This is a genomic window from Actinomycetospora lemnae (assembly GCF_028737315.1).
Classification (GTDB): Bacteria; Actinomycetota; Actinomycetes; order Mycobacteriales; family Pseudonocardiaceae; genus Actinomycetospora; species Actinomycetospora lemnae.
In genome coordinates this window covers 222,038-247,222 of sequence record NZ_JAQZAO010000007.1, presented here as the reverse complement: position 1 = coordinate 247,222, position 25,185 = coordinate 222,038, and the positions used below count along the sequence as shown (strand labels likewise).

Below are 25,185 nucleotides of genomic sequence, written 5' to 3'. Positions count from 1 at the left end.
CTCACCCCACCGTGGCGGGCTGGCCTCCGTGGGCCCCGTGAGCGGAGCGGAGGAGTCGGACCGTGCGGGGCGAGTCTGCCAACGCCGCGGCCAGCGCGTCGAGTGCCGGCGCGACCTCCTCGGCCCGCAGGCCGTCGGGGATCGTCACGGTGCCGACCCAGCGCACGAAGCCGTCGAAGAGGCCCGGGTCGTCGACGAAGACGGCGGCGGCGAGGAAGTCGACGAGGTGGCCGAGGTCGTCGGCGAGCTCGTCGGGCACCTCGCCGCCGGCGGTCCCGGGTCGCACCGCCGCGGCGGCCTGGCGCACGAGCTCGGCGCGCCGCGCGTGCAGGACGGCCTGCTCCTCGCGGGCGGAGACATGGTCGCGGGAGCCCGGGACGGCGCTCGCGCCGGTGTCCTCGTCGGCGAACCACGGGCCGTCGGGGTCCGCGGCGAGCATCGCGGCCGCCGCCCGGGCGTCGGGCGCCCAGCCGTCGGCGCCGACGGCGCGCGCCCACCGGCCGTCCTCGCCGAACGCGGCCCCGCCGGCGAGCACCGGGGTGCCCGTGGCGCGGCAGGCCTCGACCATCCGGCGCGCGGCGGGCAGCCGGGAGGGCAGCGAGCTGGAGATCGCGACGACGTCGGGGCCGGCCCGGTGGAGGTGCGTCGCGAGCTGGGCGGCCGGCACCGAGGCGCCGAGGAACTCCACCGCCCAGCCGTGCCGGGCGAGGACCTCGGAAAGCAGCCGCGCGGGCAGCCCGTGCCACTCGCCGTCGAGGCAGGCGACCGCCACCTTGCCGAGCCCGCTCGGCGCGGGTGCCGGGGCGTGCTGCGCGACCGCCGCGACGACACGCTCGCTGATGTGGGTCGCGACGTGCTCCTGCACGACCGTCCACTCCCCCGCGGCCCAGAGGTCGCCGACCTCGCGCTGCGCGCCGGCGACGACGTCGAGCAGCACCACCTCGGGGTCGGCGCCCGCCTCGAGGGCACCGACCGCGACCGCGACCGCCCCCGGCTCGTCGGACGTGGCGAGCCGCTCGAGGTAGGCCACCCGCAGAGCGGCCGGGTCGGTGGGCGGGGACGTGGTGGTCACGCCTCACTCCTCTGCGGCGCCTCGGCCGCGTGCCGGGGTGCCTGGACGGCGAGCATCGCGATGTCGTCGTGGTCGTGGCCGTCGAGCCAGGACACGACGGTCTGCTCGAGGTGCTCGCAGAGCACGGCGGCAGGGGCGCCGGCGCAGCGCGGGAGGGCGTCGGCGAGGCGCTCCTCGCCGAAGAAGTCCCCGGGACCGCGGGCCTCGACGACGCCGTCGCTGTAGAGCAGGCAGGTGTCGCCGGGCGCGAGCAGCACCTCGGCCTCGCCGAACCGCGCCTCGCGCAGGCCGCCGACGAGCATCCCGGACACCGGCACCGCCTCGACGTCGCCGTTCGCGCGCAGCACCAGCGGCGGCGGGTGCCCGCCCGTGGCCAGGCGCAGCGCGACCGTGCCGTCGGCCAGCGGGCGGGCGTCGCCGAGCACCATCGTCGCGAAGCGCGGGCTCTCGTCACGGGTGGCGACGGCGTCGAGCAGCGCGGTGTTGAGCAGCGGCAGCAGGCGGCCGGGACGGTCCTCGAGCAGCCGCAGCGCGTGCCACGACTGCCGCACGCGCCCGGACAGGACCGCGGCCTCGATGCCCTTGCCGCACACGTCGCCGAGCAGGAAGGCCGACCGCTCGGACCCGTCGACCACCTCGTAGAAGTCGCCGCCGACCCGCATCGTCTCGCGCGCCGGGCGGTACGCCGCGCCCCACGCGATGCCCGCGGTCGCGGGCAGGCGCGGCGCGGCGAGGCTCTCCTGGAGGACGGCGCCGAGGTGGGCCTGCTCCTCGTGCAGCGCGGCCGCGGCGAGCGCGGCGCCGGCGCGCGCGACGTAGGAGGTGAGCACCTCCTCCTCGGCGAGGACGAGCGGATCGACGCTGTCCGACCCGCTGTCCGACCTGCTGTCCGACCCGGTGCTGCGGGGACCGGCGAGCACGACGAGGGCGTCGACGACCCCGGTGGTCGGCACCGCGAGGGTCCGCACGTCGCCGGCCGGCGCCTCGAGCCCGGTCAGCGTCGTCAGGTCGCCGGCCAGGAACGGGTCGCCGGTGCCCGCGCCCTCGCCGGTCAGCGCGGCGGCGAGCCGGGGGACGCGGGCGAGGCCGCCGGTCCCGGCGTGCCCGAGCCGGGGGCGCCCGCCGCCGAGCTCCGCGCACGCCCAGGTGACGGTGTCGTCGTGGCGCACGACCAGCGTCGCGCCCGCGGCCAGCCGCGGCACGGCGAGCGCGACGACGCGGCGCGCGGTGCGGTCGAGGTGCAGCACGCCGTGCAGCGCCCGCCCGGCCTCGGCGAGGAACGCGGCGCGCTCCTGGGCGGCGAGCAGCGTGTCGGTGCGGGCGTGCTCGCCGGTGACGTCGCGCAGGTACCAGGCGGTGTCGCCGTCCCGGGGCTCCGGCGGCGGGGGCGGGACGGGACCGAGGACCGGCCCGCGCCGTCCGCGCAGGTGGTGCTCGCCGTCGGGGTGGACGACGACGGTCTCGAAGCTCGCGGGCGCGTCGCGGTCGTGGACGGCGCGGGAGAGCACCTCGCAGCGGGCGACGTCGACGATCTCGCCCACGCGCAGCTGCGGCAGCAGCGCGCGGGCCGCGGGGTTCGCGGCGCGCACGACACCGGCGCGGTCGCAGACGACGACGCCCTCCTCGAGCCCGTCGAGGAGGCCCGGTCCGCCCTCGGGCGCCGTGGGTGTCGCGCCGGGCGCCGCCGGGGACGCCTCGGTGGTGCGGGCCGCGGAGGCCTCGCGCGTCGGGGCGCCGTGGCGTCCCTCCATGCCGTCCCCTCCCGTCCGACGGTCCAGAACACCGTAGTCGACCGACGACGGCGACGCCGGGACCTGCAGCCGGCCGGACGGTGAGCCGTCGGTGATCACGGACGAGCGGTGGGTGACGACGGCGGTCGGGCGGGTGTCGCCCGGTCCGGTGAGCCACGCGCCCGGGCGCGCGGGGGTCCGTGTGCGCCGCCCGGTGTGATGCGGGGCGCGGCGGTGGGTACCGGCCCGCCATGAGCATCAGCCTCGAGCAGGCCCAGAGCATCGTGTCCGCCGCGCTCGCGCACGCCCGCGCGCAGGGGTTCAAGCCGCTCACGGTGGCGGTGCTCGACCCGGGCGGCGCGGTCGTGGCGCTGGGCCGCGAGGACGGGTCGGGCTTCCTGCGTCCCGACGTCGCCACCGCGAAGGCCTACGGCGTGCTCGGTCTCGGGATGGACAGCCGGGCGATCGCCGCGCGCGCCGCGGACTCGGCGGAGTTCTTCACCTCGGTCGCGGCGCTGACCGGCGGGAAGGTGTTCTCGGTGCCCGGCGGCGTGTTCATCCACGACGACGCCGGCACCCTGCTGGGCGCGGCGGGCGCCAGCGGGGACGCCTCGCTCGCCGACGAGGAGGCCGTCGTCGCCGGCATCCGCGCCGCCGGCCTCACCCCCCGCACGGGTGCCTGACGGCAGGTGAGCGGAGCGCACCTGGGCCGACCGTCGCACATCGATGCGGCCGTCCGGGCGGATTCTCGCTCCTCCCGAGCGGGTCGGGGTGCGGGCAGGGCACAGTGCGTCCCGACCGGAGGAGGTGGCGCGGGCCGTGACTGGCGGGGGTTCCCATCGCGGGCGCGTCACGGGCGGCCCCAACACCGGCGCGCACTGGTGGGGCGGCCGCGGCCCGGCCGGCGGCGGCTCGCACGCCGCGTCCGGTGGCCACCGGCGCCTGCCGCTGGCGCTGCTCCTGGTCGGCGTCCTCGCCCTCGGTGGCGTCGCGATCGCCGTCGCGGTGACCGGGACGTCCGATCCCCCGCCGGCGCCCGCCGCGTCGCAGGCCCCCGCCGTGCCCACAGTGCCCGACGGCCCTGTCCCACCCGGCGCCACCGGCACACCGGCCTCCACCGGCGGTCCCGACGTCGCCGTCCTGCAGGACACGATCGACGACGTCCTCGCCGCCACCCCGCTGCGCTTCCCGCCGGACGGCGCCACGCCCGCGGCCGGCGCCGACGAGGCCGTCGAGCGCCTGGCCGGGGCGTTGCGCGCGGCCCCCGGGCCGCCGATCACCGTCGAGGGCCACACCGCTCCGACCGGCGAGGACACCGACGACGCCCAGGACCTCTCCCAGCGGCGCGCCGAGGAGATCGTGCGCCGGCTGGAGGCGGCCGGGGTCCCCGCCGGCAGCCTCACCGCCGTCGGCGTCGGGTCGGCGCGGCCGCTGGACTCGCTCGCGGCCAGCCGCCGCGTCGAGGTCAGGGTGACGGGGTAGGCCCACCGGCCCCGTCGAGGAGCCCCGCCCGCCGCCGGTACTCGTCGACGAACCGCAGCAGCTCCGGGCCCCGCGGCCGGCGCCCGGCGACGACGTCGCAGGTCCCGGTCTTGGTGTCCATGATGTGGACGTTCGGGTCCAGCGAGATGCCGATGATCTCGTTGGCGGCGTCGCCGGTCACCAGCCCGTTCGGACCCCAGTGCCACGGCAGCCCGACCTGGTGGATGGTCTCGCCGGCGATGCGCAGGGGCTTCATCCGCTCGGTGACCACCACCCGCGCCTCGATGGCGCTGCGCGCGGTCACGATCGTCGCCCACCCCGTGTGCTCCAGGCCGCGCTCGGCGGCCAGCGCCGGGGAGACCTCGACGAACATCTCGGGCGCCAGCTCCGCGAGGTAGGGCGTCCACCGGCTCATGCCGCCCGCGGTGTGGTGCTCGGCGATCCGGAACGTGGTGAACGCGTACGGGAACACCTCGGACCCGGGCTGGTGGTCCGACGGGTTGTAGAGGTTGTCGGGCCGCTCGAAGCGCTCGCGGGCCGGGTTGGACCGCGTCTGCGGGTGCAGGGCGTTGCGGGTCGGGGCCTCCTCCGGCTCGTAGTGCACCGGCATGGGCCCGTCGGCCAGCCCCGTCGGCACGTAGAGCCAGATGCGGCCGTCGGCCTGCATGATGAACGGCTCGTCGCCGCCGATGGCGTCCTGCGCCTCGGCGCCCTCCGGGGGCTCGTACGACGGCGGCTTGTGCGCCTCGAAGTCCGGGACGTCGTGACCCGTCCAGGACTGCTGCTCCTCGTCCCACCAGACGTAGGCCTTGCGCTCGCTCCACGGCCGGCCCTCGGGGTCGGCCGAGGCGCGGTTGTAGAGCACACGACGGTTCATCGGCCACGCCCAGCCCCACTCCAGCGCGGCGAGGCTCTCGCCGCCGCCGGGCGTGCGGCGCGCCGCCTGGTTGACCCCGTCGGCGTAGACGCCGGAGTAGATCCAGCAGCCGCAGGCGGTGGACCCATCGTCGGAGAGGGCGGTGTAGCCCGAGACCGGGTCGCCGTTCGCGTCGACGCCGCTGATCTCCTTGAGGATCGCGTGGGCGTCGGGGTCGCCGTGCACGCCCTCGAGCGGGTAGTCCCAGGTGAGGTTCTGGATCGCCCGGTCGCGCGGCAGGTCGGAGTCGGCGAGCCGCTCCCGGATCCGCCGGCCCAGCTCCCAGACGAACCACAGGTCGCTGCGGGCGTCGCCCGGCGGCTCGACGGCCTTGTGCCGCCACTGCAGCAGCCGCTGGGTGTTGGTGAACGAGCCGGCCTTCTCGACGTGCGTGGCGGCCGGCAGCAGGAAGACCTCGGTGTCGATGTCCTCCGTGCGCATCTCGCCGGTCTCGATCTCCGGCCCGTCCTTCCAGAACGTGGCCGTCTCGATCTCGTGCAGGTCGCGCACCACGAGCCACTTGAGCGCCGCCAGGCCGTGGCGCTGCTGCTTGGAGTTCGTCGTCCCGACCGCCGGGTTCTCGCCGAGGACGAAGTAGCCCTCGCAGTTGCCGTCGATCATGTTGAGGATCGTCGTGAACGTCGAGTGGTCGCCGGAGATGCGCGGCATCCAGTCGAAGCCGAAGTCGTTCTCCCGCGTCGCCGCGTCGCCGAACCACGCCTTGAGCAGGCTGACGACGTAGGCGGGCATGTTGCCCCAGAAGCCCTTGCTGGCCGAGTCGGCCGCCAGGTACTCCGCGAGGTGCATCTCCTTGTGCGCGTTGGGCATCGGGATGTAGCCGGGCAGGAGGTCGTAGAGCGTCGGGATGTCGGTCGAGCCCTGGATCGTGGCGTGCCCGCGCAGGGCCATGATGCCGCCGCCGGGCCGCCCGACGTTGCCGAGCAGGCCCTGCAGGATCGAGGCCGCGCGGATGTACTGCACGCCGACGGTGTGCTGGGTCCAGCCCACCGAGTAGACCCACATCGTCGTGCGCTCGCGTCCGGAGTTCGCACAGATCGCCTCGGCCACCTGGCGGAACTGGTCGGGGCTCATGCCGCACACCCGCGAGACCATCTCCGGGGTGTAGCGCGCGAAGTGCCGCTTGAGCACCTGGTAGACGCAGCGGGGGTGCTGCAGCGTGTCGTCGCGGTGCGGCTCGCCGGAGAAGTTCGCCCCGCCCGAGCCCGCGCCCTCGGACTGCCCGAGCAGGTGGGCGACGCGCTGGGTCTCGCGGTCGTCGGCGACGCGCGACCAGTCGTCACGGTTGCCCGACGCGGCCGCCACCTCGGTGCCCTCGTACTGCCACGTCGAGGTGTCGTACGACCGCGTCTCCGGGTCCCATCCCGAGAACAGGCCGTCGTCGTCACCGGCGTCGACGAACTCCTCGCGCACGAGCATCGGCGCATTGGTGTACGCGACGACGTACTCGCGGAAGTCCCGCTCGTTCTCCAGCACGTAGTTGATCAGCCCGCCGAGGAACGCGATGTCCGTGCCCGGGCGGATCGGGACGTGCGCGTCGGCCACCGCGCTGGTCCGCGTGAACCGCGGGTCGACGTGGATGATCTGCGCGCCGCGGGCCTTGGCCTCCATCACCCACTGGAACCCCACGGGGTGCGCCTCGGCCATGTTCGAGCCCTCGAGCACGACGCAGTCGGCCTGCGCGATGTCCTGCTGGGTGTTGGTGGCGCCGCCACGCCCGAAGCTGGTCCCCAGACCGGGGACGGTGGAGCTGTGTCAAATGCGCGCCTGGTTCTCCACCTGGACGGCGCCGATCGCGGTGTAGAGCTTCTTGAGGAGGTAGTTCTCCTCGTTGTCCAGCGTGGCGCCGCCGAGGTGCGCGAGGCCGAGCGTCCGGTTGAGGACGCGGCCCTCGTCGTCGGTGTCCTGCCACGTGCGGGACCGGGTGTCGACCACGCGGTCGGCGATCATGTCCATCGCCGTGTCGAGGTCGAGCTCCTCCCAGTCGGACCCGCCGGGGCGCCGGTACCGGACCCGCGTGAGCCGTGACGGCGACGTCACCAGGCTCAGGCTCGAGGAACCGCGGGGGCAGAGCCGGCCGCGGCTGATCGGCGAGTCCGGGTCGCCCTCGATCTGGGTGACGCGTCCTTCCTTCGAGTACACCCGCTGGCCACAGCCGACGGCGCAGAACGGGCAGACCGACCGGGTGACGGTGTCCGCGTCGGCGGTCCGCGCGTGCCACTCGTCGGAGGAGTTGGACTGCACGGCGGCGCCGCGACCCAGGGGGTCGGCGCCGGTCAGCTGACGGACCAGGGGCCAGGAGCGCACCAGGTCGGCGGCACGGCGGGACAGGCTCACGGCAGGCGCCTCCGAGTGGCGGAACCGGATCGGACGGGCGCCGGCTGGGGGGTGAACCGGTGGGAGAACGGTGTCACCGCCCCGTGGCCCTCGCAAACGCAGAGCTGCTCCACGGTCTCGGTGGACCCGGCTAGTCGACCTCGCCGATGGGGTAGCTCCCGCGTCATGCCCGACACCGTTGGCCCCCAGGTCCCCTCCGATTGGCAACTGATCCGCAGCGGTGGACCACGACCGTTCACGACGTGGGCGGAGTACCGCGGACCCGACGACCGGCCCTACACCTGGCTGGGCCGTCCCCATCGCAAAGGCCACGGCGCGCGACGTGCCGGGGCGGTCTCCCGCAGCGGCTACTGGGCGCCCGAGCGCCTGGCGTGGTGGGTGGCCGTGTCGTTCACCGTCGGCTCCGCGCTGTTCATCCTCGGCGCCGCGGCGTCGCTGGTCCCCAGCGCCTTCGGCGGCGACAAGACGGCCATGTCGCTGTTCGCCGAGGCCGCGTACACCCTCGGTGCCCTGCTCTACACCGTCGCGGTCTACGGACAGATCCTGGAGAGCCTCAACGAGGACACCCGCATCACCTCCGACGGCCGGGGCGAGCCCCCGGAGTCGTGGCGGTGGCTCGGCTTCAAGGCCCGGGACCTGGGGTTCGTCTGGGCGTTCGTGTTCCTCATCGGCGCGCTGATCTTCAACTACGAGACGATCGCGGCCCTGCTCTCCACGGCCCACCTGATCCCCGAGGAGGTCGGCCTGTGGTGGACCAGCCTCGTCGGTGCCCTGTTCTTCCTCGTGGCCTCGGTGCTGCAGACGTTCGAGGCCGGGAACGGGTACTTCCCGAAGACGCTGCGCAACGTGTCGTGGTGGGTCGGCGCGATGTTCGTGCTGGGCTCGCTCGGCTTCACCATCGGCGCGATCCCCGGCTTCTCGATCACCGGCTCGTTCCAGGCCGAGGGCGAGCCGGGCGCGTCGATCGTCAAGATCGGCTTCCTGGTCGGGGGCATCGCCTTCCTCATCGGGAGCTGGCTCATGTTCCCCGAGCTCGACCAGGAGCTCGCCGACGAAGAGGGCTCCCAGGAGTCCGCCGAGAGCGCGTCCTGAGCCGTCCCCGACGCGTTGGGGCGGGACGCGCGTCGGGTAACCGTCAGGGTCCGAGTTGAGCGAGCAGCCCGGAGGACACGCTCGACGATCCGTGGAGGCAACCATGGCCACCGGAGAAACCGGTTTCGACGACGTCACCTTCGACCTCGTGTCCGTGCAGTACCACGCGCTCAAGGCCGGGCACGACTACGGCCAGTACGTGCGGGACGCGGAGAACGCGGGTCTGCAGGAGGTCGCCGACTTCTTCCGCAAGGTGATGAGCGAGGACTCGGACCGGGCGCACCAGTGCCACCAGTACCTCGCCCAGCTGACGTCCAAGACGGGCTGACCGGCGTCGTGTGGCGAGCTCCGGACCCACGGGCTCGGAGCTCGCCCACTCTCCGGCCTCGCGGTGGGGACTCCGGACGACCCGGCGGTGTCGGGCCGTTCGACCCCTGCATCCCCGGCCGCCGCGTTGTTGCCTCGGAGGTCCTCAGCTCCGAGAGGTGACCGACGATGGGCGACATCGACGAGAGCGGCCGCACGGACGTCAGGCGCGAGAAGCCGCCCGATGAGCAGGAGCGAACCCCGCCGGGGACGATGCCGGAGGGCACCGTGTCCGAGGCGCCGCTCACGAGGCTGAAGGTCCGCGAGATCAAGCGCCGGCTCGCCGGACGCGAGACGGAGGCCGGCATCGCGCGCGACTTCCGGATCAGTCGCACCACCGTCCGTCGGATCCGGCACGGCGAGATGTGGGCCGACGTGCCGGGCCCGACTGGGCAACCCTGGCCCCTCGACCTCGGCCAGTGGGGGGAACCCGGTGGGGAGGGCGAGCGACCCTTCCCGCCTCGGCCCCGGCCCTCCCGGGACGACCAGGCACCGCGAAGCGGGGACATCTGAGCCGCCCAGGCGACAGGTCAGCGTCGACCAGGTCAGCGGCGGGGCGTCTCGTCGTCGTGCTCGTGGTGGCGGAGGGCGGCGCCGCGGTCCAGCGTCGTCAGCAGCCGCTGCCACCACGGCTGCTCGGGCAGCGTGTGCCCGGGCTGGGGCGGCTCGTCCCCCGGGGCCGGGAGCAGGCGGTCGACGAGCGCCAACGCGCGCTGGGTCAGCCCGGGGGCGAGCCCGTGCACCCGCAGGCCGATCTTCGCCGCCGGCGTGAGCACGACCTCCGGGCGCCCGGCGAGCCCTCCCGCGACGATGCGGCGGGCCGCGGCGCCGGCGTCCATCGACAGCAGCGGCAGCGACGCGAGCGTCGTGAACCACCGCAGCTCGCGCTCGCGGTCACCGCCGACCAGCGCGTTGCGCGTCGACCCGGTGCGCATGAGCCCGGGCACGACGGTCGTGACGCTGATCCCGTCGCGACCGGCCTCCGTGCGCAGGGACTCGGCGAACCCGACCGTGGCGAACTTCGCCGCGGTGTAGGGCAGCAGGCGCGGCGTGGGGATCTTCCCGCCGATCGAGCTGATGACGACGATCCGTCCCCCGCCCCGACGGCGCATCACCTCGACCGCGGCCAGCACCGGGTACACGGCGCTCCAGAAGATCGCGTCGTGGGCGTCGGCGACGTCCTGCGCGGTGAGCGCGCGCACCGGCGCGACCTGGATGATCCCGGCGTTGGCGACGACGACGTCGAGGCGCCCGAGCTGCGTCACCGCGGTCTCGACGACGGCCTCGGCCGACGGCCGCGACGAGAGGTCGGCGGGCAGCGTGAGCACCGTGGCGCCGGTGGCCTCGAGGTCGCCGCGGGCCGCCTCCAGCCCGTCGGCGGAGCGCGCCACGACGGCCAGGTCGTGGCCGCGACGCCCCAGCTCCTGCGCGATGAGGAACCCCAGCCCCCGGCTCGCGCCGAGCACGAGCGCCACCGGGCGGTCCCGTCCACCGTGACCTGTCGCGGACGGGGGGCCGTCGTGTGAGCGGCCGCCGTCCCCGCGTGTCGTGGTGCCTTCGTCGAGCACGACGATCCCTCCAGCGCGGACGGCGTTCGGGGGCACCGGCGCCCTGCTCGTCCGCCCGCCGCGGGCACCGCCGACAGGCTCGGGGGCTACCCGCGTGGTGGTCGTCGCTACCCGAGGGCGCCCCGTCGTCCCGGACCCGACCGGACCGTGACCCGGACCGTGACCCGGACCGTGACCCGGACCGTGACCCGGCCCCGACCGGTCCGTGGCGGTTTCGCGGCGCCGTCATCGGTCACCCCCCGGTATCGGGTTGAGCGAGCCAGCCCATTCCGGCGGGACACACCGCCATCCCCTGCGTGCGACACCGCGGCGAGCGCCGCACCGCCGTCGCGCGCCCCCGAGTGGCAAGGGAGCCCCATGAGCACGCGCAACACCGTCCTCCACGCCCTGCACGACGTCGGTCTCGCCGCCTGGTTCGGCGGTTCGCTGTTCGGCCTCGCGGGCCTCAACGCCGCGGCCGAGGAGGCCGGCGACCGGCGCACCGCCGACCGCGTCTCCAGCATCGGCTGGGCCAAGTGGAGCCCGGTCAACTTCCTCGCCATCGGTGCGCACGTCGTCGGTGGCGCGGGCCTGCTCGCGGAGAACCGCAAGCGCGCCCTGGCCCAGAAGGGCCACACCGGCACGGTCAACGCCAAGCTCGCGCTGACCGTCGCGGCCATCGCCGCGTCCGGCTACACCCGCCTCGTGGGCAAGAAGGTCGAGGACGCGGTGATCCACCAGGCGAGCGGCGTCTCGTCGTCCACCACCTCGCCGGTGCCGTCCGGCACTGCCAAGCAGGGTGGCGACACCGGCCCCGGTGAAGCCGTGCGCGAGGCCGACAAGAGCGTCGGGCAGACCGTCAGCCAGGTCGCCGAGTCGCTGCCCGCCGACGTCGCGAGCGCCAACCGCCAGCTGCACGCCCTGCAGTACGCGATCCCGGTGCTCACCGGCGCGATCGTCGTGCTGTCCTCGCAGGCCAGCGAGCAGCAGCGCCCGGGCGACCAGGTCCGCGGCATCGCCCGCCGCGCGGGCAACGCGGTCAGCAGCATCGCCTCCGCCGCGGCGGCCTGAGCCACCGCGCGTGACAGCTCCCCACCGGCCGGTACCGCTCCCCGCGGTGCCGGCCGGTGGTGTCGCGTCAGCCGGGTCGCACGACCGCCTTGATCGCCGCGGGGTCCCGGCGCGCGGCGAGCAGCGCGTCCTCGGCGGCGTCGAGGTCGTGGTGCGAGGTCACCATGTCGTCGAGGCGCACCGCCCCGGACGCCGCCAGCGCGATCGCCGCCGGGTAGACGTGGGCGTAGCGGAACGTCCCCTTGACCACCAGCTCGCGGGCCTGCACGACGTCGAGCGGCAGGGTCACCCGCTCCCCCGTGCCGACGAGCACGACGGTCGCCGCGGGGGCCGTCGCCGCGATCGCGAGGTCCACCGCGGCCTGCACGCCCGTGCACTCGAGCACGACGTCGACGGGCTCGAGCCCCGGGTCGCCCGCGGCGGGGTCGACGACCGCGTCGGCGCCGAACTCGAGGGCCTTGGCCCGCCGGCGCTCGACGGGGTCGGAGACCGTCACGTGCGCGGCGCCGCGGGCCCGCGCGACCTGCAGGCACAGCAGCCCGACGGGCCCGGCCCCGCTGACGAAGACCCGCACGTCCGGCCCGATCTCGGCCTTCCCCGCGGCGTGCACCGCGACGGCCAGCGGCTCGATCATCGCCGCGGCGTCCTCGGACAGGGCGTCGGGCACGGGGTGGGCGCGGGTCGCGGGCACCACCACGTACTGGGCGAACGACCCGTCGATCGGCGGGGTCGCGAAGAACGCGATCCACGGGCAGAGGTGGTAGCGCCCGCGGACGCACTGCGTGCAGCGCCCGCAGTTGCGCTGGGGCTCGACGGCGACGCGCGTCCCCACCGCCGGGCCCTCGACGCCCTCGCCGAGCGCGCTGACCACGCCCGAGGTCTCGTGCCCGAGCACGAGCGGGGCGTGCATGACGAACCCGCCGATGCGCCCGTGGTCGTAGTAGTGCACATCGGAGCCGCAGACGCTCACCGCCCGCACCGCGACCTGCACCTCCCCCGGGCCGGGCTCCGGGACCGGGCGGGTCTCGACGGTCATGTGCTCGGGCTCCTGGAGCACGGCCACGCGCTGCTCGGCGGTCATGCGGCGTGAGTACCCGCTCAGTCGACCGCCGCGCGGACCTTCCGCGACGGCGAGAAGACGCGCAGGTCGAGCATCCCCGGCGGGTCCGCGACGCCGGGCCCGCCCGCGTCGACCCAGGCGACGACCTCGTCCTCGGTCTCGGCGTCGAGCACCCCGAACAGCCACACCGGCCGCGCGCCCGCCGCCCGCCCGGCCCGCGACGGGGACACGACGACGACGTTGGAGTAGGCGCAGGCGTCGAGGCAGTCCGTGACCCGCACGCTCGCGCCGGTGGCCCGGAACCGGGCGAGCTGGGCGCGGTGGTCGACCTCGGGGTGCTTGCGCGCGGTGCCGCAGCAGCAGCCGCGGCAGACGGTGAGGGTGGGGCCGGTGGTCATCACCGGCGACGGTACGTCAGCGCTGGATCACCGCTCGATCAGCGCCAGGTCGAGGTGAGGCAGGCCAGGCGCCCGCCGGCGGTGCCCGCCTGCCCGGGCGCGGTCGCCGTCATCTCCTTCTCGTGCACGACGACCGACGCCGGCGCGCGCTCGGGGAAGCCGAACGGCACGGTCGTGGTCGCCGTGCCCGCGCCGGTCGCGTCGGTGCGCAGGTCCAGCCACACCTCGTTCTGCGGGTTGGCGTACGCGGGGTCGGACGACGGCGCCTGCGGCGTGGCGGCCGGGTCGACGCGGTTCTGGAAGTGGGGGCCGGCGTCGGCGCCCGTGGGCCCGCACGGGCGGACGTGGGCGTGCGCGGCGTACCCGCGGTCCGGGACCATCCCCGCGACCCGGAACGTCGCGGTCGTCGAGCCCTCGCCGGGCACGACCTCGAGCACGAGCCGTGCGCCCGCCGGCGCGGCGTCGGGCGCGTAGGTCACGGCCGGCCCGCCCTGGGCGGCCGGGACGAGCACGCCCTCGGTGACGAGCGGGGCGGCGGCCTCGGAGGACGAGCAGCTCGCGACGAGGGCGGCACCCGCGAGGACCAGGGCGATGTGGGCGGATCGGCGCAGCACGGGACGATCCTGACAGGAACCGACGCGCCCGGTCATCGACCACGCGAGCGGCGTGTCCCCGCCGTCGTCGACGCCTCGGACCGGGCCGTCCCGGCGGCTACCGTGGAGCCGGCCCCTCGCGGGCGGTCCGACGACGAAGGGGACGCCGATGACCACCACCTCCGTGACGACCCCCGCTCCCGTCGTGGGGGCGCTGGTCGCGGCCCTGCCGGCGGGGCGCGTCATCGAGGACCCCGACGTCCTCGCGAGCTACGCCCACGACGACGCCGAGTGGGCCCCGCACGCGCTGCCGGTGGCCGTCGTGCGCCCGCGGACGGCCGAGGAGTGCCGCGACGTCGTGCTCGCGTGCCTGGAGCACCGCGCTCCGGTGGTGCCGCGCGGCGCGGGCACCGGGCTGTCGGGCGGCGCCAACGCGAGTGAGGGCGCGGTGGTGCTCTCCACCGAGCACATGACCGGCATCGTCGAGATCGACGGCGCCGAGCGGCTCGCGGTCGTGCAGCCCGGCGTCGTCAACGACGACCTGCGCGCGGCCTGTGCCGAGCAGGGCCTCTGGTACCCGCCGGACCCGGCGAGCTCGCCCTGGTCGACGATCGGCGGCAACGTCGCCACCAACGCCGGCGGCGTGTGCTGCGTCAAGTACGGCGTGACCCGCGACTACGTGCTCGGCGTGCAGGTCGTCAACGGGCTCGGCGAGCTCGTGCGGCTGGGGCGGCGCACCGCCAAGGGCGTCGCCGGGCTCGACCTCGCGGGGCTGGTGGTCGGGTCGGAGGGCACGCTCGGGGTGATCACCGAGGTCACCGTCAAGCTGCGCCCCGCCCGCGCGCCCGAGCACACCGTCGCCGGGTACTTCGACTCGGTCGTCGACGCCGGGCGCGCCGTCGCGGCGATCACCGCGGCCGGGCTGACGCCGTCGGCGCTCGAGCTCGTCGACCGCACCTGCCTCGAGGCCGTCGACGCCTGGAAGAACATGGGCCTCGCCGCCGAGGCCGACGTCGTGCTGCTGGGCCGCTCCGACGCGCCGGGCGCCGCGGGCGACGCGGAGGCGGCGGAGATGATGCGCCACTTCGAGGCCGCGGGCGCCACGTTCGCCGCGCAGGCCGCCGACGCCGAGGAGGCCGAGGCCCTCTTCGCCGCGCGCCGTCTGGCCTACCCGGCGCTGGAACGGCTCGGGCCGGTGCTCACCGAGGACGTCTGCGTGCCGCGCGCCGCGGTGCCCGAGATGCTCGGCCGCATCCAGGAGATCGGCCGCCGGCACGAGACGACGATCGCCAACATCGCCCACGCCGGCGACGGCAACCTGCACCCGCTGCTCATCACCCCGATCGGCGACGAGCCCGCCCGCCGGCGCGCGCAGGCGGCGTTCGAGGAGATCCTCGCCGAAGCCCTCGCCCTCGGGGGCACGGTCACCGGGGAGCACGGCATCGGGCTGCTCAAGCGCGACGGCCTGCAGCGGGAGCAGGCGCCCGAGGTGCTCGCGATGCAGCACGCCGTCAAGGCCGCCCTCGACCCGCACGGCATCCTCAACCCGGGCAAGGGCATCTGACGCCGTTTCCGGTCCCCGACCCCCGGGAAGTCCGCGCCGTGACCGACGTCCCGGCCCCCGACGCGCACGACGACCACGGCGGCTCCGTCCGCCACGAGACCGGCGAGGACGCCCTCGGGCCCGATCGCCGCGGCGACCTCGACGAGGCCACCGTCGAGGCGCTCGGCAAGCTCTCCGAGGGCATGGAGTTCGTCGAGCGCGCCCGCGGGCACCTCTACGCGTTCCACCAGCTCTCGGGCACCGCCGACCTCACCATCGGCGCCGCCGTCGACGCCTTCCGCGAGGCCGGGCACGACGCCATCGCCGACGCGATCGAGACCGAGCTCGTCGGCCGGGACCTCCTCGAGGGACGCTGGAGCTTCCAGATCGTCGAGGAGTACGACGACACCTACTGGTCCGTGGTCCGCGACCACGAGCGCCGCGCCCGCGAGCAGCTCGCGGGCGGGCGGCGGCACGTGTTCGAGGCGGCGATGAAGGAGTCGCGACGCACCCACGGGCGCCGGCACCACGAGGCCCGGCCGGGCGACGACGGGAGCTGAGGTCGCTCAGGACCCGCCGGAGGTGGTGCTCGTGCTGTCGGTGCTCGTGCTGCTCGTACTGCTCGTGCTGCTCGTGCTGCTCGTGCTGCTCGTGTCCGGGGTGGCGGCGCCGCGGCACGGCGCGCCCCAGACGCCGCGCTCGGCGAGGCGCGCACGGTCCTGGGCCGCGCGGACGGGCGGCATGGCGGCCGGGTCGGCGCCCGCGGGGTAGGCGCGGGCGATGCCGGCCTCGGCGGCGAGCACCGCGTAGTCGCTGCCGTCGAGGGTGACCGTGGCGAGCCGGCGGTCGAACCGGTCGGACGCGGGCACGCCGACGAGCCGGACCGCGCGGCGGTCGAGGACCCGCGAGGCGAACGCCGTCGCCTGCGCGCCGTAGCACGAGCCGGGCGGTTGCACGCCGAGCGCGCGCACCCGCACGACCGCGCCGCCGTCGGGCAGGCGGACGTCCACGGTGACCGCGTCCACGACCCGCTCCACGACCACCCGCTCCCCCACCGTGTCGGCGCCGACCCCGGCGAGCGCTGCCGCGGGGTCCGCCGACGGGACGGCACCCGCGGCCACCGGGGCGGCGTCCGGCGAGCCCGGCGCGGTCGTCAGCGTCACCACGGCGGCCGCCGCGCAGACGGCGACGGCGACGCCGAGGAGGAGGCGGGCGAGCGCGACGCGGGACACGCGCTCATGGTGACTGATCGTGATGGGTAGTCGACGTTCGGTCACCGGGGGCGCCGGTCACCCGATCAGGTCGCGACCACCGGCAGCCGGCGCGTGCCGAGCACACGACCCGTGTACGGCCGCTGCTCCCCCTCGCCCACGGACAGCCCAGCGTAGCGAGCCGTCATCTCCTCGAGCGCCACGCGCGCCTCGAGGCGGGCCAGCGGCGCCCCCAGGCAGAAGTGGATGCCGTGACCGAACGCGGTCTGGTTGCCACCGCCGATGCCGGGGCGCGTGGGGTCGAAGCGCTCGGGGTCCGGGTGGGCGTCGGGGTCGTGGGTCGCCGAGAGCAGCCACGGCATCACGATCGAGCGCGCCGGCACCGTCGTCCCCGCGATCTCGACGTCGCGCGTGGTGGCGCGCGCGGTCACCGGGAACGGCGGGCGCAGCCGCAGGACCTCCTCGATCGTCGCCGGGATCGTCGACGGGTCCGCCCGCAGCGCCGCCCACGCGCCCGGGTGCTCGTCGAGCACCCGCACCGCGTTGCCGAGCAGCAGGGTCGTCGTGATGTGGCCGGCGAAGAGCAGCAGCATCGAGAAGTTGGCGGCCTCCTCGTCGTCGAGGACCCGGCCGTCGACCTCCGTCGTGACCAGCGCCGAGACGAGGTCGTCGGTGGGGGCGGCGCGCCGGGTGCGGCACCAGTCGCCGAGGTAGCCGGTGATCTCGCCCATGGCGTCGCGGACGCGGGGGTCGTTGACCGCCTCCTTGGGGTCGTCGACCTGCATCGAGAACAGCCCGTCGGCCCACTGCCGGAACCGGCCACGGTCGGCGGCGGGCAGCCCGAGCATCTCGGCGATGACGGTGACGGGCAGCGGGAACGCGAGCGTGTCGACCAGGTCGAAGGACACGGATCGAGGGGTCGGGCTCCGCTCCGCGCCGTCTCCCGGCACGTCGGGCAGCATCTCCCGGCACAGCTCCCGGATCCGCGGCTCGAGCCCGGCGACGCGCTTCGGGGTGAACGACCTGCTCACGAGGTGGCGCAGGGCCCCGTGCTCCGGCGGGTCGAGCCGCGTGAGCATGCCCTTGCTCATCTGCTGGGCCTCCGGCATCACCGCCGAGAAGTCGGAGCTGAACGTCGCCGTGTCGCGCAGCACGAGCAGGACGTCGGCGGCGCGGGTGACGTGGTGCATGCCGTAGCGGTCGCGCCAGACGGGCGCCTCGGCGCGCAGGCGGGCGAGCCAGTCGAGGACGGCGGGCAGGTCGGCGATGTCGGGGGGCAGGTCGCGGTCGCGCAGGGTCGTGTCGGTGGTGGTCATGGCTCCTCCGGGAGGGCCGCGGTGAGGTGGTCGAGGGTGCGCTCGTAGAGCGCGGCGAGCCCGGGGGCCGCCGCCGCGAGGGCGGCCGGGTCGGGCTCGCCGGGCGGGGTGAACCCCGCCCGGACGACGGCGGCGAGGGCGTCCGCCCGGGCCGTCACGTCCATCCCGGCACCGGCCGGGACGAGGTGGTCGACGAAGAAGCCGATGCTCGCGGCACCGAGCCGGTAGTACAGGTCGGGCGTCGTGGCCGGGTCGTCGGCGAGCAGGCCTTGCCGGTGGAGCAGGGCGAAGTGCTCGCGGCTGAACTCGGACTTGTCGGTGACGACCTCGAGCCCGGTCTTCGTGTCGGTGGCGATGGCGCCGAGGACCTCGACGTCGCCGGCGAGCAGCGCCCGGGTCAGCGGCCGGTGCTGCACCGCCAGGAACGTCCGGCGCATGGTCGCGTCGAGTGCGGCCTCGGCGGGGTCGGCGCGCAGGGCGGCGAGCAGCTCCGCGGTGACCTCGACCGACTCCCGCACCAGCACCCCGGCGAAGAGCTCGAGCTTGCTGGCGAAGTGCAGGTACACGGTGCCCTTGCCGACGCCGGCCCGGCGGGCGACGTCCTCGACGGTGACCCGCCGGTACCCGTGGGCGAGCAGCAGGTCGCCCGCCGCGTCCAGCATCTGCGCCACCCGGCCCACACGGTCCTCCTTCGACGCGTGACCAGATTTCTCATCCGGTCACGAGTCACGCTAGACCTCCGCGTGCGGCGGGGACAGCCCTCGCGCGGAGATCATCCGACGGGCAAGCTCTCCGGCCATGACGAGGACGGTGCGGTTCTCGGAGCTCGGTGAGCCCGAGGTGCTGCGGATCGACGAGGAGACCGACCCGGCGCCGGGGCCCGGCGAGGTCGCGGTGGACGTCGCCGCGATCGGGCTCAATCGGGCGGAGTCGATGTTCCGGCGGGGCACCTACATCGAGGAGACCCGGCTCCCGGCACGCCTGGGCTACGAGTGCTCGGGCACCGTGGCCGCGCTCGGCGAGGGCGTCACACGCTGGTCGGTCGGCGACCGCGTCAGCGTCGTCCCGGCGTTCTCGATGAACGACTACGGCGTCTACGCCGACCGCGCCGTCGTGCCGGCCCGCGCGCTCGTGCCGCTGCCCGCGGCGACGAGCTGGGTCGACGGCGCCGCGGTGTGGATGCCGTTCCTCGTGGCCTACGGCGGGCTGGTCGAGACGGGCGGGCTGCGCGCCGGCGACCACGTCCTGGTCACCGCCGCGACCTCCAGCGTCGGGCTGGCGTCCCTCGCGGTCGCCAACCGGGTCGGCGCGGTCCCGATCGCCACCAGCCGGTCGAGCTCGAAGGCGCAGCAGCTGCTCGACGCGGGCGCGGCCCACGTGGTCGCGACCGGCGAGGAGGACCTCGTCGAGCGCGTCCTGGAGATCACCGACGGGCGCGGGTGCGAGCACGTGCTCGACGCCGTCGCCGGGCCGGGGGTCGCCGACCTGGCACGGGCCACCGCGAAGGGCGGTGTGCTGACGATCCACGGGCTGCTCTCGGGGCAGCCGACGCCGTTCCCGGCCGAGACGTTGCCCGATCTGTGGATGCGGGCCTATACGTTGTTCGCGATGACACACGACGCAGAGCGGCTCCGTCGCGCGGGCGCCTTCGTGGGCGCGGGCCTGCGGGACGGCGCCTTCGCCCCGCAGGTGGACCGGGTGTTCGAGGGCCTCGACCAGGTGGTCGACGCTCACCGTCACCTCGAGTCGAACACCCAGGTCGGCAAGATCGTCCTCCTCCCGGGCGGCGCGCGGTGAGCGCCGAGGAGATCCCCGACGCCGTCACCGAGTGGTTCCGCGCCCACGTCGACGAGGTCGAGGGCGCCCTGGAGTTCACGCGCATCGCGGGCGGGCGTTCGAACCTGACCTACCGGGTCACCGACGAGGCGGGGCACGCGTGGGCGCTGCGCCGCCCGCCGCTGGGCGGCGTGCTGGAGACCGCGCACGACATGGGCCGCGAGTGGCGCTTCCTCGCGGCGCTGAACCCCACCGAGGTGCCGGTGCCGACGCCGCGCGCGTTCTGCGACGACCACGACGTCTGGGGCGCCGACCTCTACGTCATGGACTTCGCGCCCGGGAAGGTCCTCAACGACACCGAGTCCGGCGAGAAGGTGCCGGCGGCGGCGCGGACCAACGTCGGCACCACGACCATCGACGTCCTCGCCGCGCTGCACCACGTCGAGCCGGCCTCGGTCGGGCTCGACGACCTCGCCCGTCCCGGCAACTTCGTCGCCCGCCAGCTCAAGCGCTGGCACCGGCAGGCGCACCAGTCGGCGATGGAGGACCTCTCGGCCATCGACGCCACCCACGAGGCGCTGGCCGCGCGGATCCCCGAGGGCGAGGTCGGGATCGTCCACGGCGACTTCCGCCCCGGGAACATCGCCTACGACGCCGACGGGCGGGCGGTCGCGGTCTTCGACTGGGAGCTCGCGACCATCGGCGACCCGCTCTGCGACCTTGGGCACCTGCTCGTCTCGTGGAGCGAGCCGGGCGACACCGTGCCCGAGGCGCTGTCGAGCCCCACGCCGGCGGGCGGCTACCCCACGCGCCAGGAGCTCATCGCGCGCTACACGGCCGCGACGGGCACCGGCGACGTCGACATCGCCTACTACCTCGCGTTCGCGCGGTGGCGCGCCGCCTGCATCCACGCCGGCGTCTGGACCCGCTACCGCGCGGGCGACATGGGCGCCGACGCCGATCCCGACGAGGTCACCGGCCCCGAGGCCATCAACCTCCAGGCCGAGACCGCGCTGGCGGAGCTGAAGAGCTGACCCCTGTGTGCGCACGGGTGGGTGCGCGTCACAGGTGGGCGGGGTCACGGTGCGGGTTCTTACGGGCACGTTCGGGCACCAGACTGGCAGCGGCCTCGCGCCCAGCGTCGGCGTGCGGGGACCGTTCCCCCAGTGCCGACGTGCCCGGAGTCCAGCGATGATCACTGGCGAGTGCCACTACTGCGAGTCCGTGCGGGTGTGGAAGCTCTACCCCCTGCGCCACGAGGACGGCTGCCCCACGGGTGGCCGCCGCCCGCAGCGCCTGAGCCCGGACGAGGCAGCCCTCTTCGCCCACCCGGACCTCGCCGAGCTCGACCTCGAGATCAGCGCCTGGTACCCGCAGCTCGTGGCGTAGCGCCGGCGTCCCCCAGGGCGTCGGCCAGCTGCGAGCGGGCCGCGATGCCGAGCTTGCGGTAGACGCTCCCGAGGTGCGTCTCCACCGTCTTCTCGGAGACGAACAGGGCCTGCGCGACCGCGCGGTTCGTCGCGCCCTCGGCCACCGCGCCCGCCACGCGCCGCTCGGTCGGCGTGAGGGCCTCCGCCCCCGACGTCCGCGGCCGGCGCGGCCGTGCCCCGGTCGCGACCAGCTCGTCCTGCGCCGCCCGGGCGATGGCCGTCGCACCGCGCTCCACGGCAGCGTCGAGGGCGTCCCGCAGGACGTCCCGCGCTTCGCCCCGGTCCCCCGCGCGGTGCAGCGCGCGGCCGAGGGCGAGCAGGTCCCGCGCACGTTCCAGCGGTGCCTCGGCCGCGACGTCCACCGCCCGGCGCAGCAGCGCGATCCCCTCGCCCCGCGGGGCCACCTCGCCGGCGACCCGCAGCGCCTCGGCCAGCGGCAACGGCGCTCCCCAGGCCTCGGCGGCCGCGACGGCCTCGTCGGCCACCACGCGCGCCGCGTCGTCGTCGCCCTGGTCGCGCAGCGCCAGCGCGACGCCCGGCCGCCACCGGAACACCGCGCCGGCCCCGGCACCGGCGGCCTCCAGGCGGCCCCCGCACTCGCGCAGGTCCCGCGCGGCCTCCTCCGGGCGGCCCTGCGCGAGCCGCAGGCGCCCCCGGGACCGCAGCAGGTAGGACCCCGCCGACATCGGGCCGCCGGAGCGGACGGCGTGCGCCGCGACCAGCTCCTCGGCCGTGTCGAGCTCGCCGGTGTCGAGGAGGCCCTCGACCAGCCAGGCCACGGCGAAGCTGCGTGTCAGGGCCTGGGACGGATCGCGCTCGACCAGCTCCACGGCCTGGCGGAGATCGCCGAGGGCCGCAACGAGGTCCCCCGTGTAGGTGCACGCGTAGCCGCGGAACGCCGAGGCCAGCGCGAAGCCCCGCATGTCGCCGTGGCGCCGCAGAGCGGTGATGGCCTCGTCCCACATCGCGACCGCCGCAGCGGGACGCCCGCCGAGGGCCAGCGTGATCCCGACGGCCGGCAGGCGGGCCATCACGGGCTCACCGAGGAGGTGGCCGCCGGTCAGGGCCGCCTCGGCGAGCGCCACCGCCCGCGTCCGCGACCCCTGGACGACCGTCTCCTCCACCGCCAGCGCGGCGAGCAGCACGCAGCCGCCACGGGTCGTCGGCTCCGGGTCCCGCGTCCGGCGGGCGAGGCGCGCCTCCGTGACCGGACGCGTCGCGGGATCCTGGGTCGCGACGGTGACGAGCTCGGCCTCCAGCTCGAGCGCGCGCTCGGACGCCGGCGGCCCCGGCTCGGCGGCCTCCACCTCCTCGAGCACGGCCAGCAGGCGTCGCACGGCCTCGACGCCCCGGCCCGCGTGCAGCAGGACCCGCCCGAGCGCGAGCGTGGCGACCGCGCGGGCGTCGACGGTGCCGGCCTCGTCCGCGGCGGCCAGGAGGTGGTCCAGGGCGGCCGGGTCGCCGGCGCGCATCTCGGCCGAGCCGAGCTCGAGCAGGACCGCGGAGCTCGCGGGTCCCGTCGGCGGCTCGTCGAGGGCCCGGCGCAGCAGCTGGGCCGCGCTCTCGGGCACGCCGCGCGCCGCGGCCCGGCCGGCGGCCGCCCGGAGCGCGGCGACCACCGCCGGATCGCCGCTCGGGCGCGCCGCGAGGAGGTGGCGCACGAGCCCGTCGTCGTCGACACCCGCCGCGGTGAGGACGGCGACCGCGCGCCGGTGGGCCTCGGCCCACTCCGACGGCCCGGTGCCGGCCTGCACCGCCGAGCGGACGAGCGGGTGCAGGAACGCCAGCCCCGTCGTGGCTCGCCCCGGCGCCAGGATGCGGGACGTCACCAGGGCGTCGACGACGGGGCCCGCCACCTCCGGCGCCACGCTGGCGAGCTCCGCGGCACGGCGCGCGTCGACCCCGTCGCCGAGCACCGCCGCGGCCCGCGCCAGGGACACCGCGTCCGGGCCGAGCGCCGCCAGGCGCGCCCGCACCGACCGCTCCACCTCCCGCGGGACCGCCGCGGCGACCCTCTCGACGGCCGCGGCGCGCGGCTCCGTGCCCTCCCGGTGCAGGTCGGCGAGCAGCTCCCCCAGCAGGAAGGGGTTGCCACCCGTCGCCCCGCGGCAGGCGTCCTCGAAGTCGTCGTCCGGCGTGCCGAGGACCGCGGTGATGAGGGTCCGCGTCCCGGCGCGCGAGAGCGGCGCCGGCCGCAGGACACGCACGCCGGGCTCCCGCGCCATCGCGTCGAGCACCTCGCTGCGGGCGGCGTCGAGGACCACGGGCCGGCCGGCCACGAGCAGCGCGACCGGCAGGCCGTCGAGGCGGCGGGCGAGGTAGGCCAGGAAGCGCAGCGACGGCAGGTCGCACCAGTGGACGTCGTCGACGGTGAGCAGCAGCGGACCCTGCGCCGCCCGGTCCGCGACGGCCCAGTAGAGGCCGTGGAGGACGGCGAAGAGGTCGGTGCCGGGCGCCGGTGACGCGGCCGGGGACCGCACCGCGGCGGCCGCGTCCCCGGCGGCGGGCACGACCACCGGCGCCAGCAGCTCGTGGACGACGCCGAACGCGAGCTCGCGCTCCAGCTCGGCTCCGCGGGCCCCGGCCACGGCCACGCCCCGCCCGTCCGCGACCTCCCGCGCGGCCCCGACCAGCGTCGTCTTCCCGATGCCCGCGTCGCCCTCGACGAGCAGCAGGCCGCCCCCGCCCCGGAGCACGCGGTCGACGAGCTCGCCGGTCGCCGCCAGCTCGTCCTCGCGCTCCAGGACCGCACCCACGACGCACCTTTCCTCGGGGGGTTCCTCGGGGGTCGGCCCCGAGGCTGCGGTGCCGTCCCGCCCTTAGCGTCGTGCTCACCGGACGGAACGGACAAGGGGCGGAGGTGCCGGCAGATGGGGGACATCGAGCGCGAGTGGGTGACGCTGCGCGGCCAGGTGTCGGGCCTGCTGCTCGCCCTGCGTCAGGCCGAGATCGACGAGGGGGTCCCGCTCCCGGTGCCGCTGACGCACGGCGAGACGCTGCGCAGCTGGACCGCCGCGACGCGCACGCCGGTCCCGGACGACCGGGAGGCGCTCGACCTCCTGGGCTGGGCGGCCCGCACGCTCGGGCGCTCGCTGTGCCGCTGGCGGGCGACCGGCGTCCGGGACGTGGTCGCCACGGTGCTGCTGGACGAGGCGGCGGCGCACGGGTGCGAGCCCGAGCTGCTGGTGGCCCAGGTCGCCCGCGTCCAGGGCGTCCTCACCGCGCCCGACCCGGTCTCCGCCGCGCTCGTCTGGGGCGCGCTGGCCGACCCCGACACCGCCGACTGCTGAGGAGAGAGGGATTCTCCGTGGACTACACGACGATGCGCGGCCTCTTCTTCGCGCCGCCCGACCGACCCCGCCCCGCCGACCCGCCCGCCCGGCGCGACCCGTCGCCGGCGCGCGCCCTGCGGGACGCGATCGAGGCGGTCGCCTGCCTGTCGATCTGGTCGCCGGAGGCGGCCGAGGGCTACGCGGCGGTCGGCCTCGACGACTACTTCGCCGCCTACGTCCGCCAGCGCACCGCGCCGCTCGGGACGCCGCCGACCGCGGTCGCGGTGATGGCGCTCGGGGTGTTCGAGCCCGGCCTCGTGGGCCCGCAGTACGAGGCCGGCGTGGCGGCGGCGCCGCTCGCCGACGTGGTGCGGGTGCGGATCGAGGCGCCGGGCGCGACGCTGCGCCGGCTGCTCGGCGACGTCGACGCCGAGGCCGCCGCGCTGCTGCCGGCCCTGCGCCGCGGCATCGACGCGGCCGACGGCACCGCCCGCCCCCTGTTCACCGGCCTGACCGTCGAGCCCTGGCCGTCCGACCCGCTCGCCGCCCTCGTCCACGCGTGCCACGTCCTGCGTGAGCACCGCGGCGACTCCCACCTCGCGGTCTGCGCCGTCGACGGGCTCGACCCGGTGCAGATGAACGTGCTCACCGAGCTGTGGTGCGGCTACCCGCTCGGTGCCTACACGCCGTCCCGGGGCTGGAGCCCCGAACGGATCCGGACGGCGGTCGCCGGCCTGCGGGGGCGGGGGCTCCTCGACGGCGACGCGCTGAGCGACGACGGCCTGCGGCACCGCGCCGACCTCGAGGGGCGGACGGACGCGATGCAGCAGGCCGTCGTCGACGCGATCGGCGACGACCTCCCGGCGGTCACCAAGCAGCTCGCCGAGTGGTCCGAGGCCCTCGTCGACCTCGACGCCGCCCCGCCCGACCCGGCCAAGCGGCTCGCCGGGTGACA

24 protein-coding genes are annotated in these 25,185 nt (G+C 76.0%); 13 read left to right on the top strand and 11 right to left on the bottom strand.

Annotated features, from left to right (window positions below; all coding sequences use genetic code 11):
- Position 1 precedes the first annotated feature (1 nt).
- Entirely contained in the window at positions 2 to 1,072 is a 1,071-nt protein-coding gene (locus PGB27_RS17825; RefSeq protein WP_274201725.1) for a cobalamin B12-binding domain-containing protein, read from the bottom strand.
- Positions 1,069 to 2,823, bottom strand: coding sequence for a PP2C family protein-serine/threonine phosphatase (locus PGB27_RS17820; RefSeq protein ID WP_274201724.1), 1,755 nt, complete (start codon positions 2,821 to 2,823; stop codon positions 1,069 to 1,071). The genes PGB27_RS17825 and PGB27_RS17820 overlap by 4 nt, the downstream gene beginning before the upstream one ends.
- 230 nt (positions 2,824 to 3,053) lie before the next feature.
- Here PGB27_RS17820 and PGB27_RS17815 point away from each other — a divergent pair, with 230 nt between their 5' ends.
- Both PGB27_RS17815 and PGB27_RS17810 read left to right on the top strand, forming a co-directional pair.
- Positions 3,054 to 3,485 carry a GlcG/HbpS family heme-binding protein gene (locus tag PGB27_RS17815; RefSeq protein WP_274201723.1) on the top strand — a complete coding sequence of 144 codons (432 nt, stop codon included), beginning with the start codon at positions 3,054 to 3,056 and terminating at the stop codon, positions 3,483 to 3,485.
- Between the two features lie 136 nt (positions 3,486 to 3,621).
- On the top strand, positions 3,622 to 4,284 hold the full coding sequence (locus PGB27_RS17810; RefSeq protein ID WP_274201722.1) for an OmpA family protein: 663 nt from the start codon (positions 3,622 to 3,624) through the stop codon (positions 4,282 to 4,284).
- On the opposite strand, the gene fdh is transcribed toward PGB27_RS17810, so the two are convergent.
- On the bottom strand, positions 4,268 to 7,528 hold the full coding sequence (gene fdh / locus PGB27_RS17805) for a formate dehydrogenase (protein WP_274201833.1): 3,261 nt from the start codon (positions 7,526 to 7,528) through the stop codon (positions 4,268 to 4,270). The two genes, PGB27_RS17810 and fdh, sit on opposite strands and share 17 nt — an antisense overlap.
- Positions 7,529 to 7,720: 192 nt before the next feature.
- Here fdh and PGB27_RS17800 point away from each other — a divergent pair, with 192 nt between their 5' ends.
- From PGB27_RS17800 to PGB27_RS17790, 3 genes are all read left to right on the top strand, one after another.
- Positions 7,721 to 8,647: a hypothetical protein gene (locus tag PGB27_RS17800; RefSeq protein WP_274201721.1), complete on the top strand. Its 927-nt coding sequence runs from the start codon at positions 7,721 to 7,723 to the stop codon at positions 8,645 to 8,647.
- Between the two features lie 103 nt (positions 8,648 to 8,750).
- Complete coding sequence (locus tag PGB27_RS17795; RefSeq protein WP_274201720.1) at positions 8,751 to 8,975, top strand: acyl carrier protein; 225 nt, start codon at positions 8,751 to 8,753, stop codon at positions 8,973 to 8,975.
- A 167-nt stretch (positions 8,976 to 9,142) separates the two neighbouring features.
- On the top strand, positions 9,143 to 9,526 hold the full coding sequence (locus PGB27_RS17790; RefSeq protein ID WP_274201719.1) for a helix-turn-helix domain-containing protein: 384 nt from the start codon (positions 9,143 to 9,145) through the stop codon (positions 9,524 to 9,526).
- 32 nt (positions 9,527 to 9,558) lie between these two features.
- Here the strand turns inward: PGB27_RS17790 and PGB27_RS17785 are convergent, their stop codons facing one another.
- Entirely contained in the window at positions 9,559 to 10,488 is a 930-nt protein-coding gene (locus PGB27_RS17785) for an SDR family NAD(P)-dependent oxidoreductase (RefSeq protein WP_274201718.1), read from the bottom strand.
- Between the two features lie 450 nt (positions 10,489 to 10,938).
- Between PGB27_RS17785 and PGB27_RS17780 the strand changes: the two genes are divergently transcribed.
- Entirely contained in the window at positions 10,939 to 11,631 is a 693-nt protein-coding gene (locus PGB27_RS17780) for a hypothetical protein (RefSeq protein WP_274201717.1), read from the top strand.
- A gap of 67 nt (positions 11,632 to 11,698) precedes the next feature.
- Here PGB27_RS17780 and PGB27_RS17775 read toward each other — a convergent pair whose 3' ends face one another.
- Genes PGB27_RS17775 through PGB27_RS17765 form a run of 3 tightly spaced genes read right to left on the bottom strand, consistent with a single transcriptional unit; the run spans position 11,699 to position 13,703 of the window.
- Positions 11,699 to 12,712, bottom strand: coding sequence for an alcohol dehydrogenase catalytic domain-containing protein (locus PGB27_RS17775; RefSeq protein ID WP_274201716.1), 1,014 nt, complete (start codon positions 12,710 to 12,712; stop codon positions 11,699 to 11,701).
- Between the two features lie 17 nt (positions 12,713 to 12,729).
- A complete protein-coding gene (locus PGB27_RS17770) occupies positions 12,730 to 13,089 on the bottom strand; it encodes a hypothetical protein (RefSeq protein WP_274201715.1) in 360 nt (119 codons plus the stop codon).
- A gap of 38 nt (positions 13,090 to 13,127) precedes the next feature.
- Complete coding sequence (locus PGB27_RS17765; protein WP_274201714.1) at positions 13,128 to 13,703, bottom strand: superoxide dismutase; 576 nt, start codon at positions 13,701 to 13,703, stop codon at positions 13,128 to 13,130.
- Positions 13,704 to 13,851: 148 nt separating this feature from the next.
- Between PGB27_RS17765 and PGB27_RS17760 the strand changes: the two genes are divergently transcribed.
- Positions 13,852 to 15,246 carry an FAD-binding oxidoreductase gene (locus PGB27_RS17760; RefSeq protein WP_274201713.1) on the top strand — a complete coding sequence of 465 codons (1,395 nt, stop codon included), beginning with the start codon at positions 13,852 to 13,854 and terminating at the stop codon, positions 15,244 to 15,246.
- Between the two features lie 38 nt (positions 15,247 to 15,284).
- On the top strand, positions 15,285 to 15,785 hold the full coding sequence (locus PGB27_RS17755; RefSeq protein ID WP_274201712.1) for a hypothetical protein: 501 nt from the start codon (positions 15,285 to 15,287) through the stop codon (positions 15,783 to 15,785).
- Positions 15,786 to 15,791: 6 nt separating this feature from the next.
- On the opposite strand, the gene PGB27_RS17750 is transcribed toward PGB27_RS17755, so the two are convergent.
- The 3 genes from PGB27_RS17750 to PGB27_RS17740 all read right to left on the bottom strand — a co-directional run bounded on the left by PGB27_RS17750 (position 15,792) and on the right by PGB27_RS17740 (position 18,432).
- Complete coding sequence (locus PGB27_RS17750) at positions 15,792 to 16,457, bottom strand: thermonuclease family protein (RefSeq protein ID WP_274201711.1); 666 nt, start codon at positions 16,455 to 16,457, stop codon at positions 15,792 to 15,794.
- A gap of 65 nt (positions 16,458 to 16,522) precedes the next feature.
- Positions 16,523 to 17,752: a cytochrome P450 gene (locus tag PGB27_RS17745; RefSeq protein WP_274201710.1), complete on the bottom strand. Its 1,230-nt coding sequence runs from the start codon at positions 17,750 to 17,752 to the stop codon at positions 16,523 to 16,525.
- A complete protein-coding gene (locus tag PGB27_RS17740) occupies positions 17,749 to 18,432 on the bottom strand; it encodes a TetR/AcrR family transcriptional regulator (protein ID WP_274201709.1) in 684 nt (227 codons plus the stop codon). The genes PGB27_RS17745 and PGB27_RS17740 overlap by 4 nt, the downstream gene beginning before the upstream one ends.
- Positions 18,433 to 18,550: 118 nt before the next feature.
- Here PGB27_RS17740 and PGB27_RS17735 point away from each other — a divergent pair, with 118 nt between their 5' ends.
- From PGB27_RS17735 to PGB27_RS17725, 3 genes are all read left to right on the top strand, one after another.
- Positions 18,551 to 19,549 carry a zinc-dependent alcohol dehydrogenase family protein gene (locus PGB27_RS17735; protein WP_274201708.1) on the top strand — a complete coding sequence of 333 codons (999 nt, stop codon included), beginning with the start codon at positions 18,551 to 18,553 and terminating at the stop codon, positions 19,547 to 19,549.
- A complete protein-coding gene (locus PGB27_RS17730; RefSeq protein WP_274201707.1) occupies positions 19,546 to 20,562 on the top strand; it encodes a phosphotransferase family protein in 1,017 nt (338 codons plus the stop codon). Before PGB27_RS17735 ends, PGB27_RS17730 begins: the two co-directional genes overlap by 4 nt.
- 157 nt (positions 20,563 to 20,719) lie before the next feature.
- Positions 20,720 to 20,917 carry a hypothetical protein gene (locus tag PGB27_RS17725; RefSeq protein ID WP_274201706.1) on the top strand — a complete coding sequence of 66 codons (198 nt, stop codon included), beginning with the start codon at positions 20,720 to 20,722 and terminating at the stop codon, positions 20,915 to 20,917.
- On the opposite strand, the gene PGB27_RS17720 is transcribed toward PGB27_RS17725, so the two are convergent.
- Positions 20,886 to 23,714 (bottom strand): ATP-binding protein, encoded by a 2,829-nt coding sequence (locus PGB27_RS17720; protein ID WP_274201705.1) that lies wholly within the window; start codon positions 23,712 to 23,714, stop codon positions 20,886 to 20,888. The genes PGB27_RS17725 and PGB27_RS17720 overlap by 32 nt on opposite strands.
- A gap of 114 nt (positions 23,715 to 23,828) precedes the next feature.
- Between PGB27_RS17720 and PGB27_RS17715 the strand changes: the two genes are divergently transcribed.
- Together PGB27_RS17715 and PGB27_RS17710 are read left to right on the top strand one after the other, a co-directional pair.
- Positions 23,829 to 24,248, top strand: a complete 420-nt coding sequence (locus PGB27_RS17715) for a hypothetical protein (protein WP_274201704.1) — start codon at positions 23,829 to 23,831, stop codon at positions 24,246 to 24,248.
- Between the two features lie 17 nt (positions 24,249 to 24,265).
- Positions 24,266 to 25,183, top strand: a complete 918-nt coding sequence (locus PGB27_RS17710; protein ID WP_274201703.1) for an SCO6745 family protein — start codon at positions 24,266 to 24,268, stop codon at positions 25,181 to 25,183.
- Positions 25,184 to 25,185: the final 2 nt, after the last annotated feature.